The sequence below is a fragment of the Cellulomonas massiliensis JC225 genome (genome assembly GCF_000312005.1).
GTDB classification, from domain to species: domain Bacteria; phylum Actinomycetota; class Actinomycetes; order Actinomycetales; family Cellulomonadaceae; genus Cellulomonas; species Cellulomonas massiliensis.
The window spans coordinates 1,981,452-1,999,213 of the sequence record NZ_HE978588.1; the positions used below are offsets into that span (position 1 = coordinate 1,981,452).

Genomic DNA, 17,762 nt, shown 5'->3' on the forward strand with positions numbered 1-17,762 from the left:
CGGTCGCCGCGCGACCTGGCGCCCGACCGCCCACGCCTCGTGCGGGCGGACGCGCGCGCCGCCGCCGCGCCCGCGCACGTCGTGTGCCGATCGACTAACGGGCGCGCGACGGTCACGCTTCGATAACTACGTTGTCAGGTTCTTGCGTGCTGACAGTCGAGACCTTTAGTGTCCTGACCACGACGAGGACGTCGACGAGGGGCCGCGGGCATCGTGCGGCGCCCGACGACGACGTCGGAGCAGCACGGCAGCACCCGACGCAGACCACCGCCCGGACCCGGGCCACGAGAGACGAGACCCGCGTGGCGTACGCCCAGCCCAGCACCGCCCCCACCTGGTGGCGGGGTGCCGTGATCTACGAGGTCTACCCGCGCAGCTTCGCGGACGGGAACGGCGACGGCACCGGGGACCTGGCCGGCCTGCGCTCGCGCCTGCCCTACCTGCGCGACCTCGGGATCGACGCGATCTGGGTGACGCCCTGGTACGTGTCGCCGCTCGCGGACGGCGGGTACGACGTCGCCGACTACCGGGCGATCGACCCGGCGTTCGGCACGCTCGAGGAGGCCGAGGCGCTCATCGCCGACGCGCTGGCCCTCGGGATCCGCACGATCATCGACATCGTCCCGAACCACGTCTCCGAGCAGCACGCCTGGTTCCAGGCGGCCCTGGCGGCCGGGCCGGGCTCGCCGGAGCGCGAGCGGTTCTGGTTCCACCCGGGCAAGGGGGAGGACGGCTCCGAGATCCCGACGCGGTGGGTCTCCGACTTCCAGGGGTCGACGTGGACGCGCACGACGAACCCCGACGGCTCGCCGGGCGAGTGGTACCTGCACCTGTTCGCGCCGCAGCAGCCCGACCTCAACTGGTCGCACCCGGACGTGCGGGCCGAGTTCGAGGACGTGCTGCGGTTCTGGTTCGACCGGGGCGTCGCCGGCATCCGCATCGACTCGGCGGCGCTCCTCGTCAAGGACCACACCCTGCCCGAGTACCGGGAGGAGCACGGCCCCGGCGAGCACCCGCACGTCGACCGCGACGAGATCCACGACGTCTACCGCGCCTGGCGCAAGCTCGCCGACTCCTACGAGGGCACGCGCGTGCTGGTCGGCGAGGTGTGGCTGGCGGACCGGGCACGGTTCGCGCAGTACCTGCGGCCCGACGAGATGCACACGGCGTTCAACTTCGACTTCATGGCCCGCCCGTGGGACGCGGCCGCGATGCGCGAGTCGATCGACACCACGCTCGCCGCGCACGGCCCGGTGGGCGCGCCGGCGACCTGGGTGCTGTCGAACCACGACGTGACGCGGCCCGTCACGCGCTACGGCCGCCGGGACAGCTCGTTCTCGTTCGCCGCGAAGCGGTTCGGCACCCCGACCGACCTGGCCGTCGGCCGGCGGCGGGCCCGCGCCGCCGCGCTGCTCACCGCGGCGCTGCCGGGCTCCCTCTACCTCTACCAGGGCGACGAGCTGGGCCTGCCGGAGGTCGAGGACCTGCCGCGCGAGCTCATCCAGGACCCGATGCACGTCCGCTCGCAGGGGGTCGACCCCGGCCGCGACGGCTGCCGCGTCCCGCTGCCGTGGGCGGGCTCCGAGCCGCCCTTCGGCTTCAGCCCCGACGGCACCGCGACGTGGCTCCCGCAGCCGGCGCAGTGGGCCGGCCTCACGGTGCAGGCCCAGGCCTCCGACCCGGCGTCGATGCTGCACCTGTACCGGGACGTGCTGCGCGCGCGTCGCGCCGAGCCCGCGCTCGGCGACGGGCCGTTCGCCTGGCTGGACGCGGGCGCCGACGTGCTGGCGTTCGCCCGCGGCGACCTCGCGTGCGTCGTCAACCTCGGGTCCGAGCCCGTCGACCTGCCGCCCCACGCGGACGTCCTGCTCACGAGCGACCCGCTCGAGCGCGGCCGCCTGCCGCGGGACACCGCCGCCTGGCTGCGCCTGGCCACCGGCTCCCCCGACGCGAGCCGTCCCGGCACGGAGGAGGCGACGTCGACCCCCTAGACCCGCACCGCACGACACCCGCACCGCACGCAGCACCCGCACGCACCACCGGCACGACCCGCAGCACCACACCCCGTACGACCCACCGCGACCTGACACCGGTCAGGGCGTACCTCTCGAAGGAGTGACGATGAGGTCCTCACGCATCACCGCGCTCGCCCTGGCCGGGGCCCTGTCCCTCGGCCTGCTGGCGGCCTGCAGCACCGACGACGACCCCCAGGGCGGCGACAGCGCGTCCCCGGGCACCGAGAAGGTCACCATCACGGTCGCCGGCCTCCTGCCGACGGCCGACGACGCGGCGAAGCAGCAGCTCGCCGAGCGGGTGGCGGCGTTCGAGGAGAAGTACCCGAACATCACGGTCGAGCCGCAGGACTACGAGTGGCTCGCCTCGACGTTCACCACGCAGCTCGCCGGCGGCACGCTCCCGAACGTGTTCGAGATCCCGCTGACCGACGGCAAGACGCTCATCCAGAACGGCCAGCTCGCGGACATCGACGCGAACGTGCGGGCGCTGCCGTACGGCGAGGACTTCAACCCGGAGCTCATCGCCAACGGCACCGGCTCGGACGGCAAGATCTACGCCGTCCCCGCGAAGTCGATCTACGCGGTCGCGCTGCACTACAACCGCACCCTGTTCGAGAAGGCCGGGCTCGACCCCGACAAGCCGCCGACCACGTGGGACGAGGTCCGGCAGTACGCCCAGCAGATCAAGGAGAAGACCGGCGTCGCGGGCTACGCGACGATGGCCCTCGACAACGCGGGCGGCTGGCAGCTCGCGGCCGGCGCGAACGCGCGCGGCGGCGTCATCGAGACCTCCGACGGCTCGACGTACACGGCCACGCTCACCGACCCGGCGGTCAAGGAGCACCTCGAGTGGCTCAAGGCCCTGCGCTGGGAGGACGAGTCGCTGCTCGCCCGCGCCGACCTCGGCTGGGGCGAGATCAACGCGGCCTTCGCCGGTGGCGAGCTCGCCATGTACACGTCGGGCTCCGACGTCTACAACGCGCTCGTCGAGAGCAACGGCGTCACCGAGGACTGGGGCTACGGCCTGACGGCGATCCCGACGTCCGGCTCGGGCGGCGCGCTCACCGGCGGCACGCTCGCGGCCGTCACCAAGCAGTCGACCGACGCCCAGAAGGACGCGGCCGTGAAGTGGATCGACTGGTGGTACCTGTCGAAGCTGCAGGACAAGGACCAGGCGGTGGCCGACGCCAAGACGCGTGCCGAGGCCGACCCGGCCCAGGCCGTGGGCACGCCCGTGCTCCCGATCTTCTCGAAGGAGCTCTACGAGGAGAACCTGTCCTGGATCCAGGAGTACGTGAACGTGCCGCTGGAGGACATGAAGGGCTACACGGACGTCATGTTCGACCAGACGCTCGTGCCCGAGGCGTCCGCCTCGGTGCAGGACCTGTACGCCCAGCTGTTCCCGGTGGTGCAGGCCGTGATCACCGACAAGAACGCCGACGTGGACGCGCTGCTCGAGGCGGCCAACACGACGGCCCAGGGGATCATCGACCAGAACAGCTGACGGCGTCCGACCCGGCCGGGGGCTGCACCAGCCCCCGGCCGGGCCGCCGTCCCGGAGGGAGGCAGGTCCATGACCACGGACGTCGTCCGACCCGCCGGCGGCAGCCGCCGCCGGGGCACGCCCGCGACGTGGGTGCGCCGGGGTGGCCTGAGCGCGCTCGTCTTCGCGCTCCCGCTGCTCCTCGTCTTCGGCGTGTTCTCCTGGTGGCCGATCGTCTCGGCCGTCGTGATGAGCATGCAGAAGACCAACCTCACCGACGCCGCCACGTGGGTCGGCCTCGACAACTTCCGGGCCGTCTTCGCGGACCCGCTGCTGCCGACGGTCGTGCGCAACACCGCCTGGTTCGCGCTGCTGGCGCTCGTGTTCGGCTACCCGGTGCCGCTCGTCGCAGCGGTCCTCATGAGCGAGCTCCGGCGGCGCAAGGGCCTGTACTCGGTGCTGGCGTACCTGCCCGTCGTCGTGCCGCCCGTCGTCGCGGTGCTGCTGTGGAAGTTCTTCTACGACCCCCGGCCCGAGGGCGTCTTCAACACCGTGCTCGGCTGGGTCGGGCTCGGTCCGTTCCCGTGGCTCAGCAGCGCGACCTGGGCGATGCCGTCGCTCGTGCTGGAGGCCACCTGGGCGGCCGCCGGCGGCACGGTGATCATCTACCTCGCGGCGCTCGTCGGCGTGCCCGCCGAGCTGTACGACGCGGCGGAGGTCGACGGCGCGTCGGTGTGGCGCAAGGTCTGGCACGTGACGATGCCCCACCTGCGCGGCGTCCTGCTGATCACGCTGATCCTGCAGGTCATCGGGACGGCGCAGGTCTTCCTCGAGCCGTTCCTGTTCACCAACGGGGGCCCGAACCACGCGACGGAGACGATCATGCTCCGCGTCTACAACCTGGCGTTCGCGAGCCTGGGCAACAACTTCGGCCAGGCGACCGCGCTGTCGCTGCTGCTCGCGGCGTTCCTCGCCCTGATGTCGCTCGTCTACTTCCGCCTGACGCGTTCCTGGAGCCAGTCGTGACCACCACGCAGAGCACGCCCCCGCCCGCCACGGCCCGCCCGGGGACCGTCGAGGCCGGCGGGCCGGCCGTCCTGGTCGCCGCGCAGCTGCGCCGTCGGCGCCGTCGCCGCGACGGCGAGGCCGACCGCGGGGCGCTGTCGACGGCCGACTGGCGCCGCCCCGCGGTGAAGCACACGTGGCGGGCGATGCACCTCGTGCTGCTCGTCGTGCTGCTCGTCTGGTGCCTGGGGCCGCTGCTGCTGCTCGGCAAGTTCGCCTTCACGCCGACGCAGGACATCCTCGCCACGCCGCTCGCCCTGTTCCCGAACGGCGCCACGACCGCGAACCTCGAGCAGGCCTGGAACCGGTACCACATCGGGCAGTTCTTCATGAACACCGTGTGGGTCGCGCTCGGCTCGTGGGCCGTGCAGGTGCTCGTCGCGACGACCGGCGGCTTCGTGCTCTCGGTGCTGCGGCCGGCGTGGGCCCGCGTGGTCAACGCGCTCGTCGTCGGGACGCTGCTCGTGCCCGCGGTCGTCCTGCTCATCCCGCTGTACAAGATCGTCGTGGACCCGCCCGTGGGCGCGTCGCTCGTCAACAACTACCTCGCCGTCTGGCTGCCGGCGGGCGCGAGCGCGTTCAACGTCGTGCTGGTCGCGCGGTTCTTCGACTCGCTGCCGCGCGAGGTGTTCGAGGCCGCGCGGATGGACGGCGCCGGGCCGTTCCGGCTGTTCTGGTCGGTCGTGCTGCCGATGAGCCGCCCGATCATCGGCGTCGTCTCGGTGTTCGCGGTGATTGCGTCGTGGAAGGACTTCCTGTGGCCGTTCCTGGTCCTGAAGTCCGACGCGGTCAAGCCGCTGTCGGTCTACCTGCAGTCGATGGCGAACGTCGACAAGGGCACCCTCATGGCGGCGCTCGCCATCTCGACGCTCATCCCGATCGCGATGTTCCTGGTGTTCCAGCGCATGTTCCTGCGCGGAGCGGGGCTCGGCGGCGCGGTCAAGGGCTGAGCGCCCTCCGCAGACGGGCAGCGCACGGGCCGGTCGCCGCCTCCCGCGGCGGCCGGCCCGTGCCCGTGCGGGCGCGGCGCCTTGCTGACGGGTTGTCGGATCAGGATCACGCCCGTGCGACGACGTCTCGGTTCGGGCCCGCGCGACGGCCGGTGCGATGATCGGTCGGTGCTCGCCGAAGACCTGCGCCCCACCCCCACGCCCTCGCCGCTCGCCCCCTACGACGCCGTGATGCTCGCGTCGTTCGGAGGCCCGGACGGCCCCGCCGACGTGCTGCCGTTCCTGCGCAACGTCACGGCCGGGAAGGGGATCCCGGACGAGCGGCTCGCCGAGGTGGCCGAGCACTACCACCACTTCGGCGGGGCGAGCCCGATCAACGGCCAGAACATCGCGCTGCGCGAGGCGCTCGAGGGCGAGCTGCGGCGCCGCGGCATCGACGTGCCGGTCGTGTGGGGCAACCGGAACTGGACCCCGTACACCGTGGACGCGCTGCGGGCCGCCCACGCCGACGGGGCCCGGCGGGTCGTCGCGCTGGTGACCAGCGCCTACGCGTCGTACTCCGGGTGCCGGCAGTACCGCGAGGACTTCTGGTCGTCGTTGGAGGACCTCGGCACGGAGCTCGGGCTCGCGCCGGGCGAGCAGCCGCTCGTGCTGGACAAGGTGCGGCCCTACTTCAACGACCCCGGCTTCGTGCAGGGCAACGTCGACGCCGTCGTCGAGGCGTGGCAGGACCTGCCGGCCGACGCCCGCCTCGTCTTCGTGACGCACTCCGTGCCGACGACGATGGAGGCCGCCTCGGGCGCCTGCGGGCCGTCCTACAGCGAGCAGCACCTCGACGTCGCGGCGACGGTCGCCGCGTCGGCGGCCGTGCGACTCGGCCACACCGTCGAGTGGGAGCTCACCTACTGCTCGCGGTCCGGGCCGCCGAGCCAGCCGTGGCTCGAGCCCGACGTCAACGACCACCTGGCCCGCCTCCACGAGGAGGGCGTCGGCTCCGTCGTCATCGCCCCGATCGGGTTCGTCTCCGACCACATGGAGGTCGTCTACGACCTCGACACCGAGGCGATGGAGACGGCCGCCGAGCTCGGCATGACGGCCGTGCGCGCCGCGACCGTCGGCACCCGCGAGGTGTTCGTCCGCGGGCTGGTGGACCTGCTCGTCGAGCGGGCCGCCGAGGCCCGCGCGCTGGACGCCGGCGAGGTCCCCGCCGAGCCGGTCACCACCGGCTGGCTGCCTGCCCGGCCCAGCGCCTGCCGCCCCGGCTGCTGCCGTCGCCAGGACGGCGTCGACAGCGGCCGCCCCGCCGCCTGCTCGGAGGACCCGCACGCATGAGCACCCCGACCACCGGCCCGACGCCGGGCGCCTCCGACCACGAGGCCCTCAACGCGACCGTCCGCTACACGATGTGGTCCGTCTTCGCGTCCGCCGCGCCGCTGCCGGCCGACGACGCGGCGCGTCGCACCGCGGTCGAGGACGCGCTGGCGGCGGTCGCCTCCGACGACGGCCTCGTCGTGCGCGGCTGGTACGACGTGGGCGGCCTGCGCGCCGACGCCGACCTCATGGTCTGGTGGCACGCCGAGACGGTCGAGCAGGTCCAGGGCGCCTACCAGCGGCTGCGGGCGAGCGCGCTCGGCGCGCACCTGGAGCCGGTGTGGTCGGTCGTCGGCCTGCACCGGCCCGCCGAGTTCAACCGGCGCCACGTCCCCGCGTTCCTCGCGGGCGAGGCGCCCGGCGACTACCTGTGCGTGTACCCGTTCGTGCGGTCGTACGACTGGTACGTCCTGGCCGAGGAGGACCGCCGGCGCATGCTCGTCGAGCACGGCGCCGCCGCGCGCGACTACCCCGACGTGCGGGCGAACACCGTCGCGTCGTTCGCGCTGACGGACTACGAGTGGCTCCTGGCGTTCGAGGCGCCCGAGCTGCACCGCATCGTCGACCTCATGCGCGAGCTGCGGGCCACCGAGGCGCGCCTGCACGTGCGCGAGGAGGTGCCGTTCTTCACCGGGCCGCGCATCGAGCTGGCGGCGTGGGCGGAGCGGCAGCCGCGCGCCTGACCGGCCCCGGTGCCATGATCGCCGCATGCAGCGACTCATCGGCGAGTGGCGCGTGGCGGGGCTCGACGGCACCGACGCGACGCCGGAGGACCTCGAGCAGGCCGACGCCTGGCTGCGCTTCGACGGCGACGGGCAGCTGGTGGGCAAGGCGGGCGTGAACCGCGTCCGCGGCACGTGGACGCTCGAGGGCGACACTCTGACCTTCGGGCCGGTCGTCTCGACGATGATGGCCGGCCCGCCGGGACCCACCGCCGTCGAGCAGGCGGTCACCGCGCTGCTCGCGGGGCCGCTCGTGCTGCGCACCGAGGACGACGGCGCGCCGCTCGGCGCGCTGGAGCTCGTCGCCGGGGGAGCGACGCTGACGCTGCGCCGCGACCCGGCGGCGGGCGCCGACCTCGCGTGAGGGCCGGCGCCCCGCCGGTGCGTCAGCGGGCTGTCACGGGTACAGGCCGCGGATCTGGTGCGCCTCGGCGACGCGGCGCACGCCGATCGTCAGCGCGGCGTCGCGCAGGGTGATCCCCTCCGCGCGTGCCGTGGCCGCCACCGCCTGGTACGCGGTGAGCATGCGGTGCTCGAGGCGCTCCGCGATCTCCTTCTCCGTCCACCAGTACGCCTGGTTCGCCTGCACCCACTCGAAGTAGGAGACGACCACGCCGCCGGCGTTCGCGAGGATGTCCGGCACCACGACGACGCCCCGGTCGGCCAGGACGCGGTCGCCGGCCGTCGTGGTCGGGCCGTTCGCGCCCTCGACCACCCAGCGGGCCTTGACGCGCCCGGCCGACTCCTCGTCCAGGACGCCCTCGACGGCCGCCGGCACGAGGACGTCGACGTCGAGGGCCAGCAGCGCGTCGTTGTCGATCGGGTCGCCGTCGGCGAAGCCGGTGACCGTGCCCGTCGCCGCGACGTGGCGGAGCAGCGCGTTGACGTCGAGACCGTCGGGGGCGTGCACGCCGCCCAGCTCGTCGCTCACCGCGACGACGCGCGCCCCGGCCTCGTGCAGGAACCGCGCGGCGTGCGAGCCGACCTTGCCGAACCCCTGGACGGCCGCCGTGACCTCGGAGAGCTGGACGCCCGCGTCCGCCAGGGCGGCCTGCGCCGAGTGCACGACGCCGCGGGAGGTCGCGGTCGCCCGGCCGAGCGAGCCGCCGACCTGCAGCGGCTTGCCGGTCGTGACGGCCGGGATGGTGTAGCCGAGGTTCACCGAGTACGTGTCCATGACCCAGGCCATGGTCTGCTCGTCGGTGCCGATGTCGGGCGCCATGATGTCCCGCTCGGGCCCGATGATCGGCATGATCTCGGAGGTGAACCGCCGGGTCACGCGCTCCAGCTCGGCGGTCGAGTACTGCTTCGGGTCGATCGTCACGCCGCCCTTGGCGCCGCCGTACGGCACGTCCACGACGGCGCACTTCCACGTCATCCACATGGCCAGCGCGCGCACCTCGTCCGCGTCGACGGACGCGGAGTACCGCAGCCCGCCCTTGCCCGGCCCGCGGGAGATGTTGTGCTGGACGCGGTAGCCCTGGAACAGCTCGATCTCGCCGGAGTCACGTCGCAGCGGGACCGCGACGTTCATCTCCCGCCGCGGCGTCGCGAGCATGCGGTGCATGCCCTCCTCGTAGCCGAGGATCTCGACGGCCGTCGCGAGCTGCGCCTGCGCCGTCGCGAGCGGTGAACGGCCGGTGTCCTGCGCCATGCGTCCTCCTGGTCCCTCCGGGAGCCCCCGAGTCGAGACGCCGCCACGGCTCCGTTGCCGTGGCGTGCGCCACACACACCTTGCCACCCGGGCGCGCGCGTGCCGCGGTGGACCACCACGTGAGTCGGGAACGTCCACGCCTCGTCGCCCGCGCCGGCGCGCGACCCGGCGTGGGCGCGCCGGACGCGCCGGCCGGAGGTGTCAGGCGGAGGCGCGGCGGACGAGCTCGGGCGCGAAGATGAGCGGCTCGTCGGGGATCCGCTCGCCCTGCAGCAGGGCCATCAGCCGCGAGCCGGCGGCGCGGGCCATCGCGGCGACGGGCTGGATCACCGTCGTCAGCGGGGGAGTGGTCGTCGCCGCGACGCCGATGTTGTCGTAGCCGACGACCGCGACGTCGTCGGGCACGGAGCGGCCGTGCTCGGCGAGCACCCCGAGCGCGCCGGTGGCCATGAGGTCGGACGCGACGAAGATGCCGTCGAGGTCCGGGTGGGCCGCGAGCAGCTCGCGGGCGGCGCGTGCCCCCGACTCGATCGAGAAGTCGCCGTGCGCGACCGCGTCGTCGGGCAGGCCGGCGGCCTGCAGCGCGGAGCGCCAGCCGTCGAGCCGGTCGACGCCGGCCGACATGTCCACCGGCCCGGCGATCGTGCCGACCCGGCGGCAGCCGCGCTCCACGAGGTGCTGGGTCGCCAGGCGCCCGCCCTCGAAGTTGTCGGTGTCGACGTAGTGCACGTGCGAGGACTCGCGCGAGTACGGGCGGCCGACGAACACGTTGGGCAGGCGCGACGTCATGAGCGTCTCGTCCAGGTCGTCGGCGCGGTGGTGGGAGACGACGATGGCGCCGTCGACGTGGCCGTTGCGCAGGTACCGCACGGTCCGCTGGCTGTCGCCGGGGCGCGCGATGACGAGGACGACCTGGATGTCGGAGTCGGCGAGCGAGCTGGACAGGCCGTTGAGCATGCCCGCGAAGAACGGGTCGGAGAGCACGCGCTCGTCCGGCTCGGGGATCACGAGCGCGATCGAGTCGGTGCGCCGCGTGACCAGCGATCGCGCCGCGCGGTTGGGCGTGTAGCCGAGGTCCGCGACGGCCGCGTCGACGGCCGCCTGGGCCTCCGGCGACACGCGCAGCCCGCCGTTGATCGCCCGCGACGCGGTCGACCGCGACACCCCGGCGAGCTCGGCGACCTGCTCGAGCGTCGGTGCGCTGGCGCGCACCGGCTGCTCGTGGGTGGTCTCCACCACGGGTTTCCCCTCCCTGACGGACCCGGCACGCGAACGCTAGCGCCAGGTGGGCCTCGGGGGCGAAGGCGTACCTCCGCCCCCGAGGGAGCGACCGCTCAGCCCTTGACGGCCCCGGACATGATCCCCGCGACCAGCTGGCGGCCGGCGAAGATGAACAGGATCAGCAGCGGCAGGGTCACGAGGAACACGCCGGCCAGGACGAGCGTGTAGTCGACGAAGTAGTTCGCCTGCAGCAGCCGCACCGCGAGCGGCAGCGTCGGGTTGTTCTGGTTGAGGACGATCGACGGCCAGAAGAAGTTCGTCCACTGCTGCACGAACGAGAACAGCGCGAGCATGACCGCGGCGGGCCGTGCGGCCGGCAGCGCGATCGACCAGAACGTGCGGAACAGCGACGCGCCGTCCACGCGGGCGGCCTCGATGAGCTCGTAGGGGAGCGCGGACTCGAGGTACTGCGTCATCCAGAACACGCCGAACGCCGTGATGAGGCCCGGCACGATGACGGCCTGCAGCTGCCCGATCCAGTTGAGCTGGCTCATGACGATGTAGAGCGGCACGACGCCGAGCTGGGTCGGCACGGCCATCGTCGCGATGACGAACAGCAGCAGCGGGCCGCGGCCGCGGAAGCGGAGCTTCGCGAACGAGAACCCGGCCAGCGTGGAAAACAGGACGATCGACAGCGACGTGACGACCGCGATGATCACCGAGTTGCCGAACGCCTTCCAGAAGGAGAAGGCGGTCGAGTTGATGACGGCGGAGAAGTTCGCGAACAGGCTCGCGTCCGGGAACAGCTGGGGGAGCGGGTTCGCGGCGATCTCGCCCGGCGTCGACGAGCCGATGATCAGCGTGTAGTACAGCGGCAGGATGCCGATGACGACGGCGAGGGCGAGGATCGCGTACGTGACCCACCGCGGCCGGCGGTCGTAGCCGCCGACGAGCTTGCGGTTGCGCTTCTTCGACGCGGCGCGGGCGGCGCCCTTGCCGGCGGTCTGCTGGGTGACGCCGATGGAGCTCATCGGTTCCTCCTCGCGGCGTTCGCGCGGGCGTAGGCCCGGCGCTGGTTGCGGGTCATCTTCGGGGCGTCACCCGACGAGATGCGTCGCGTGATCGCGAAGTTCACGAGCCCGATCGCGATGATGACGATGAACAGGAGCCAGGCGACGGCGGCCGCGCGGCCGAAGTTCGCCTGCGTGCCCCACCCGAGGTCGTACAGGTACAGCGTGGTGGTGAGCCACTGCTTGTCGGCGCCACCGGTGCCGTACTCGTCGTAGACGCGCGGCTCGTCGAAGATCTGCAGGCCGCCGATCGTCGACGTGATGATGATGAAGATGATCGTCGAGCGGATCTGCGGCACGGTGACCGAGAAGAACTGCCGCATCCGGCCGGCGCCGTCGATGATCGCCGCCTCGTAGAGCTCGCGCGGCACCGCCTGCATGGCCGCCAGGAAGATCAGCGCGTTGTAGCCGGTCCACCGGAAGTTGACCATCGACGCGATCGCGATGTGGCTGGGGATCACGTCGACGTGCCACTTGACGGGGTCGATGCCGATCGCGCCGAGCCACGCGTTGATGAGGCCGGACTGGTCGGCGAACAGGCGGCCGAAGATCAGGCCCACGGCGACGGGGGCCACGACGTACGGCAGCAGCACGCCCATGCGCCAGAAGGTGCGGGCCCGCAGGTTCTGGTCGAGCAGGGCGGCGATCGCGATCGCGACGACCACCTGGGGCACCGACGAGAACAGGAAGATCGAGAACGTGTTCCGCAGCGACTTCCAGAAGTTCGGCTGGTTGAACACGTCGATGTAGTTCTGGAAGCCGACGAAGTCGCCCTGACCGCCCAGGAGCGTCCACTGGTGCAGGGAGACGACGGCCGTGTACACGAGCGGGAACAGGCCCGTGACGGCGAAGAGGATGAAGAACGGGGAGATGTAGAGGTAGGGCGAGACCTTGACGTCCCAGCGGCTGAGCGTCTGGGAGAACCCGACGCGCCGCGGCGCGCGGTAGGGGGCCTCGGGGGCGGGCGCCGGCGGCGCGGGCGACTTGAGCGACATGGCGAACCTCGGGTGGTCGGGCGATCCTGCCGGTCGGGGCGCGCGGCGCTGCTTGCCCAGGAACCGGATCGTGCTCGGTGGGCCTGACGGGGGTGGGGGCGACGCGGAGTCGCCCCCACCCCTCGTGGGTCCTACGGACCGTCAGGCGTTCGGACTCAGAGCCCCAGGGCGTTGAAGTCCTTCACGGCCTGGTCCCAACCGGCAGCGGCGTCCTGGCTCTTGTCGACGTCCACGCGGCGCAGCGCGTCGGTGATCGTCTGGCCGATCTTGAAGTAGTTCGGGCCACGGAACGAGGACACGGTGATCGCGGCGGCGCGGTTCGAGAAGATCTGGCCGACCGGCGCGTCGTTGAAGTACTCGTTCTTCGAGTCGAGGAGCGTCTGGGACTTCTGCGCCTCGATCTGGCTCGGGAACGTACCGGCGTTCTCGAACGCCTTGATCTGCTGCTCAGGAGCGGTCAGCCACGCGGCCAGCTCCTTCGCCGCGGCGGTGTTCTTGCCGGAGGCCGGCACCGTCAGCCACGAGCCGCCCCAGTTGCCGCCACCGCCGGGGAAGACGTCCGCGACGTCCCACTTGCCCTGGCCGGCGTCGCCCGCGTTCTGCTTGATCGGGCCGGTCATCCAGGCCGGGCAGAGCATCGTGGCGAACTTGTCCTGCGTGAAGGCGGCGGTCCAGTCCTGCTCCCACTGCGCGAGGCCGGCGGAGAGCTTGTCGTCGACCGAGGCCTCGAGGACCTTGTTGTAGAGGTCGTGGATCTCGGTGTTGTCCGCGAGCGGCTTGACCGAGCCGTCCTCGTTCTCGTACGGGTACTCGACCTGGTTGACCATGCCCTGCCAGAGCGCGCCGGCCGAGTCGAACCACGCGATGCCCGTCTCGTCGACGAACTTCTTGCCGGCGTCGAAGTAGGAGTCCCACGTGGCGGAGTCGCCACCGATGAGCTCGGCGACCTCGGCGCGGTCCGTCGGCAGGCCGGCCTTCTCGAACAGGTCGGTCCGGTAGCAGATGCCCTCCGGGCCGATGTCGGTGCCGTAGCCGATGAGGCGGCCGTCGGTCGACGTCGCGGCGGCGTTCTTCCAGTCGGGCCAGCGGCCGTCGACCGCCGGGTCCTTGAGGTCGAGGAACTTGTCCGAGACCTGCAGGAGCTCGACCAGCCAGTCGTTCTCGATCGCCTCGATGTCGGCCAGGCCGGCACCGCCCGCGGCGATCTTCGTGGTGAGGTTCTGGCGCGCGTCGTCGGACTTGGCGGCCTTCGTCTGCTTGACCGTGATGTTCGGGTGCAGCTTCGTGTACTCGGCGAGCAGCTCGTCCGTGTACCCGAAGTCGTTGAACGTCGCGACCGTCAGCGTGATCTTCGCGTTCGGGTCGGTGGTCTCCTCGGCGTTGCCGCCGCCGCCGCCCGTCGAGCAGGCCGTCGCGAGCAGGGCGATGCTCGCGGCACCCGCCGTGGCGGCGATGAACTTGCGAGAGGTGGTGCGCACTGTGACTCCCTTGTCAGTCGGACGGCGACGTCGCCGTACCTGGTCGGCCTCCGCCCTCCGCACTGCGGGCGTCCGCCGTTCGGGCCTGTGGACCCGGCATGGGAGCGCTCCCCTCCGCAGTTGCGGGAGCGTTCCCATGCGCTGGCCTGAACAATGGTCCGGGGTCCGGACGGTGTCAAGGACGAGGTCCTCGTGGTAGCGATCCCACGCTGCGTCGTCGCAGGTCAGGGGCCCGTCTCACCCGCTCCGTGTTACGGAATCGTTATGCGTCGTGACCCGGCTGCAACCGGTCCGGACGGGTGAGCCACCGCTCCGTCACGCGGTGCTCGTCCGCCAGCGTGGCGCGGATCGCGTCGGCCGCGGCCTGCTCGACGGCCGGACCGAGCAGCGGGACCCCCGCGTGCAGGTCGCCCTCGTAGCGCAGCCGGGACCCGGCCGCCGTCGGCTCCAGGCGCGCGGTGCCGGTGAGGCGCACGGCCGCCCCGACGATCTCGAGGACGACCGTCGCGCTGCGCGACCCGTCCGCGCCGGGCTCCTGCGAGGCCTCGACCTGCCGCGCCTCCAGCCGCTCGCCGACGAACCGGCGCAGCTGGTGGGGGATCTGGTCGGTCGGCAGCCCGCGGCGGGTCGTCACCGTCAGCGGCGCCCCGGCCCCGGCGGTGACGTCGACCTCCGCGTCGCCCTCCGAGACCGACCGCGCGCGCTGCGCGAGGAAGCCGGGGTCGGTCAGCAGCGCCGCGACCTCGGCCACGTCGGCCGCCAGCTCGTGCTCGACGACGAGGTGCACCGTTCCTCCCGGGCGCAGGGTGCGGCGGGCCGGCCGCCCGCCGCCCGCGTCTCGTCGCGAGGCTACCCGGACGCCCGCACGCGCGATCCCCGCGGGCGCCTACCCTGGGCCCGTGTCCACCCTGAGCGCGCTCGTCGGTCGCCACGCGGAGCTCGACGCCGCCGACGTGGAGTGGCTGCACCTGCTCGTCGGCGACTGGCAGGTGGCCTCCGACCTCGCGTTCGCCGACCTGGTGCTCTGGCTGCCCCGTGAGGACGGCGAGTTCGTCGCCATCGCGCAGAGCCGGCCCTCCACGGGCGCGACCGTGCACTACGACGACGTGGTCGGCTCGCTCGCGCCCGAGGGTCAGCGCCCGCAGCTGCTGCGCGCGCTGGAGGAGAAGCGGTCCCAGCGCTCGCGCGAGCCGCGCTGGTTCGGCTCCTACGCGGTGCGTGAGGAGGCGGTCCCCGTGGTCCGGGACGGACGGGCGATCGCGGTGCTCGCCCGGCAGACCAACCTCGGCGGCGCCCGGACCCCGAGCCGCCTGGAGCTCAACTACGTCGAGGCGGCCGACGACATCTTCGGGATGATCTCGCGTGGCGAGTACCCGCTGCCCGACGCGCCGACCGGTCCGCGCCGGGGCGCGCCGCGCGTGGGCGACGGGCTCGTGCGCCTCAACGCCGAGGGCGAGGTCATCTACGCCAGTCCGAACGCGCTGTCGTGCTTCCACCGGCTCGGCGCGATCGGCGACCTCACCGGGCGCTCCCTGGTCGAGGTGACGACGGACCTCGTCGAGCAGAGCTCGACCGTGGACGAGTCGATGCCGCTCGTCCTCATGGGGCGCGCGCCGTGGCGCACGGACATCGAGTCGCACGGCGTCGCGCTGTCGCTGCGCGCGGTGCCGCTCACCGAGGAGGGCCAGCGCATCGGGGCCGTCCTGCTGTGCCGGGACGTCTCGGAGCTGCGCCGGCGCGAGCGCGAGCTCATCACCAAGGACGCGACGATCCGCGAGATCCACCACCGCGTGAAGAACAACCTGCAGACGGTGGCCGCGCTGCTGCGCCTGCAGTCCCGCCGGATGAGCTCGCCCGAGGCACGCGACGCCCTCGGGGAGGCGATGCGCCGGGTCGCCACGATCGCGCTCGTGCACGAGACGCTCTCGCAGACGATCGACGAGACCGTGCCGTTCGACGACGTCGTGGGGCGCAGCCTGCGCCTGGCCGCGGATGTCGCGACCGCCGGCGCGCACGTCCGGACGATCGTGCGGGGCACGTTCGGGTCCGTGCCGGCCGAGGACGCGACGGCGCTCGCGCTCGTGCTGACCGAGCTCGTGACGAACGCCGTCGAGCACGGGTTCGACGGCCGCGAGAGCGGGACGGTCGAGGTCGTCGCCGAGCGGGACGGCGACCGGCTGCGCGTCGAGGTGGCGGACGACGGCGCCGGGCTCCCGGCCGATCGCGGGGCGGGCACGGGGCTCGGCACCCAGATCGTGTCGACGCTCGTCGCGAACGAGCTCGACGGGTCGATCGAGTGGCGCGGGCGCGAGGGGGGCGGGACGCTCGTCGTCGTCGAGGCGCGCCTCGCCTCGCTGCGCGACGGCGGCGGCGCGTTCTGACCGGTCCCTCGCCGCTGGAGCGGGCATCGCGAGCGAGGGCGGACATGACGACGGACCGGCCGCGGCGAGGCGGTCCGGTCCGTCGGTGACGTGGTCGCGGGTCGTCAGCCCGTGCTGCGGGGTGTGCCCGAGCGGTGCGAGCAGGTCAGCTCGCGCGGCGCTGGCGGGCGGTGCGGCGCTTGAGGGCGCGACGCTCGTCCTCGGACATGCCGCCCCAGACGCCGGCGTCCTGACCGGTCTCGATCGCCCACTTGAGGCAGGTGTCGACGACGTCGCAGCGGCGGCAGACGGCCTTCGCCTCGTCGATCTGCAGCAGCGCCGGGCCCGTGTTGCCGATCGGGAAGAACAGCTCCGGGTCCTCGTCGAGGCATGCTGCGCGGTGGCGCCAATCCATGTGCTTCGCTCCTTGGCACACGCCGGTCCGCGCCCGGGTCTGCGGGCGTGCGTGACCACGTGTGATCTGTGGGGTGGGGGACGTGCTGGATCAAGCCTCACACCCTCGCCGGGCCACGCACAAGGGTTACGAAGAGGTTTCGATGGGGTAACGGCTGAGGCGTTGATCACACTCGAGCGCCCGCTGAGAGCCCGCTGTGCGGCGCGGCGCCGTGGCCGCCGTCACACTGCCTGACGAATGTCCAGGTCAGCGGCGAGCGCGCTGGTCGCGGGTGAAGTCGCAGGTCGCGGCGTCGGAGACGGAGAAGCCCGACGTCCCGGACACATCTCCTAGGCTCAGCCGGGTGAACCCTCGACGCCCCGCCCCCCTCGTCGCGGTCTGCGCGCTCGCCGTCCTGGAGGCCGCGGCCTTCGCCGGGCTTGGCGTGGCGTGGCTCACGGATGTGGTATCGGGTCGCGCGCAGCTGCCGGGAGCATCGACGTTCCTCGCCGTCTTCGCACTCGGCGTCGCGGCGCTCCTCGCGCTCGCCGCGCGCGGGCTCTGGCGCGGGCGGCGCTGGGCGCGCTCGCTCGTCATGGTCTGGCAGGTCCTGCTCGTCGTGCTCTCCGTCGGCTGGCTGTCCTCCCAGGTGAGCGTCTGGGCGGTGGTGGTGCTGCTGGTGGCGCTCGTCGTCGGCGTCGGCCTCCTCCTGCCCTCCGTGGTCGCCGCGACGGTCCCCGCGGAGCCCGGCGACCCGACGGCCGGCTGAGCCCGCACAGGGGAGCCGGCTCCCGTCGGCCCTAGCCCGGCAGGCGCCCGGACGGCGCGTCGAACACCTGCACCGGCTCGACCCGACCGCGCTGGACGAGCACGCCGCGGCCCGGTGGGGCCCCGGGATCGGCGGCCCGCGCCGCGTCGGCCCCCAGAAGCTGCGCCGACGCCGGGTCCCGCCCGTCCAGGACGAGCAGCCGACGCGCCGCGACG

The 17,762-nt window shown here is 72.9% G+C and carries 17 protein-coding genes; 9 read left to right on the forward strand and 8 right to left on the reverse strand.

What is annotated here, in order from left to right:
- Positions 1–302 precede the first annotated feature (302 nt).
- The 7 genes from HGCM_RS09445 (at position 303) to HGCM_RS09475 (ending at position 7,970) form a co-directional block, all read left to right on the forward strand.
- Positions 303–1,991, forward strand: a complete 1,689-nt coding sequence (locus HGCM_RS09445; protein ID WP_019136597.1) for a glycoside hydrolase family 13 protein — start codon at positions 303–305, stop codon at positions 1,989–1,991.
- Positions 1,992–2,121: 130 nt separating this feature from the next.
- A complete protein-coding gene (locus tag HGCM_RS09450; protein ID WP_019136598.1) occupies positions 2,122–3,519 on the forward strand; it encodes an ABC transporter substrate-binding protein in 1,398 nt (465 codons plus the stop codon).
- A gap of 69 nt (positions 3,520–3,588) precedes the next feature.
- A complete protein-coding gene (locus HGCM_RS09455; RefSeq protein ID WP_019136599.1) occupies positions 3,589–4,524 on the forward strand; it encodes a carbohydrate ABC transporter permease in 936 nt (311 codons plus the stop codon).
- Entirely contained in the window at positions 4,521–5,513 is a 993-nt protein-coding gene (locus HGCM_RS09460; RefSeq protein ID WP_019136600.1) for a carbohydrate ABC transporter permease, read from the forward strand. The genes HGCM_RS09455 and HGCM_RS09460 overlap by 4 nt, the downstream gene beginning before the upstream one ends.
- A gap of 168 nt (positions 5,514–5,681) precedes the next feature.
- A complete protein-coding gene (locus HGCM_RS09465) occupies positions 5,682–6,845 on the forward strand; it encodes a ferrochelatase (protein ID WP_019136601.1) in 1,164 nt (387 codons plus the stop codon).
- Complete coding sequence (gene hemQ / locus HGCM_RS09470; RefSeq protein WP_019136602.1) at positions 6,842–7,567, forward strand: hydrogen peroxide-dependent heme synthase; 726 nt, start codon at positions 6,842–6,844, stop codon at positions 7,565–7,567. Before HGCM_RS09465 ends, hemQ begins: the two co-directional genes overlap by 4 nt.
- A gap of 25 nt (positions 7,568–7,592) precedes the next feature.
- A complete protein-coding gene (locus tag HGCM_RS09475) occupies positions 7,593–7,970 on the forward strand; it encodes an META domain-containing protein (protein WP_019136603.1) in 378 nt (125 codons plus the stop codon).
- Positions 7,971–8,003: 33 nt separating this feature from the next.
- On the opposite strand, the gene HGCM_RS09480 is transcribed toward HGCM_RS09475, so the two are convergent.
- The 6 genes from HGCM_RS09480 to HGCM_RS18825 all read right to left on the reverse strand — a co-directional run bounded on the left by HGCM_RS09480 (position 8,004) and on the right by HGCM_RS18825 (position 14,811).
- The gene (locus HGCM_RS09480; RefSeq protein WP_019136604.1) at positions 8,004–9,260 is read right to left on the reverse strand and encodes a Glu/Leu/Phe/Val family dehydrogenase; all 1,257 of its coding nucleotides are present in this window, start codon (positions 9,258–9,260) and stop codon (positions 8,004–8,006) included.
- Between the two features lie 201 nt (positions 9,261–9,461).
- Complete coding sequence (locus HGCM_RS09485; protein WP_019136605.1) at positions 9,462–10,499, reverse strand: LacI family DNA-binding transcriptional regulator; 1,038 nt, start codon at positions 10,497–10,499, stop codon at positions 9,462–9,464.
- 95 nt (positions 10,500–10,594) lie between these two features.
- On the reverse strand, positions 10,595–11,512 hold the full coding sequence (locus HGCM_RS09490; protein WP_019136606.1) for a carbohydrate ABC transporter permease: 918 nt from the start codon (positions 11,510–11,512) through the stop codon (positions 10,595–10,597).
- Positions 11,509–12,546 carry a carbohydrate ABC transporter permease gene (locus tag HGCM_RS09495; protein WP_019136607.1) on the reverse strand — a complete coding sequence of 346 codons (1,038 nt, stop codon included), beginning with the start codon at positions 12,544–12,546 and terminating at the stop codon, positions 11,509–11,511. Before HGCM_RS09495 ends, HGCM_RS09490 begins: the two co-directional genes overlap by 4 nt.
- 155 nt (positions 12,547–12,701) lie before the next feature.
- Complete coding sequence (locus tag HGCM_RS09500; protein ID WP_019136608.1) at positions 12,702–14,024, reverse strand: ABC transporter substrate-binding protein; 1,323 nt, start codon at positions 14,022–14,024, stop codon at positions 12,702–12,704.
- Between the two features lie 262 nt (positions 14,025–14,286).
- On the reverse strand, positions 14,287–14,811 hold the full coding sequence (locus HGCM_RS18825) for a DUF2505 domain-containing protein (RefSeq protein WP_019136609.1): 525 nt from the start codon (positions 14,809–14,811) through the stop codon (positions 14,287–14,289).
- Between the two features lie 112 nt (positions 14,812–14,923).
- Here HGCM_RS18825 and HGCM_RS09510 point away from each other — a divergent pair, with 112 nt between their 5' ends.
- Positions 14,924–16,405: a sensor histidine kinase gene (locus HGCM_RS09510; RefSeq protein WP_019136610.1), complete on the forward strand. Its 1,482-nt coding sequence runs from the start codon at positions 14,924–14,926 to the stop codon at positions 16,403–16,405.
- 145 nt (positions 16,406–16,550) lie between these two features.
- Here the strand turns inward: HGCM_RS09510 and HGCM_RS09515 are convergent, their stop codons facing one another.
- On the reverse strand, positions 16,551–16,799 hold the full coding sequence (locus HGCM_RS09515; protein ID WP_019136611.1) for a WhiB family transcriptional regulator: 249 nt from the start codon (positions 16,797–16,799) through the stop codon (positions 16,551–16,553).
- 343 nt (positions 16,800–17,142) lie between these two features.
- On the opposite strand from HGCM_RS09515, the gene HGCM_RS09520 reads away from it, so the two are divergent.
- Positions 17,143–17,547, forward strand: coding sequence for a DUF2127 domain-containing protein (locus HGCM_RS09520; protein WP_019136612.1), 405 nt, complete (start codon positions 17,143–17,145; stop codon positions 17,545–17,547).
- 31 nt (positions 17,548–17,578) lie between these two features.
- Here the strand turns inward: HGCM_RS09520 and HGCM_RS20270 are convergent.
- Positions 17,579–17,762 (reverse strand): hypothetical protein (locus tag HGCM_RS20270; RefSeq protein ID WP_040399038.1); only part of this gene is annotated, 184 nt, incomplete at its 5' end.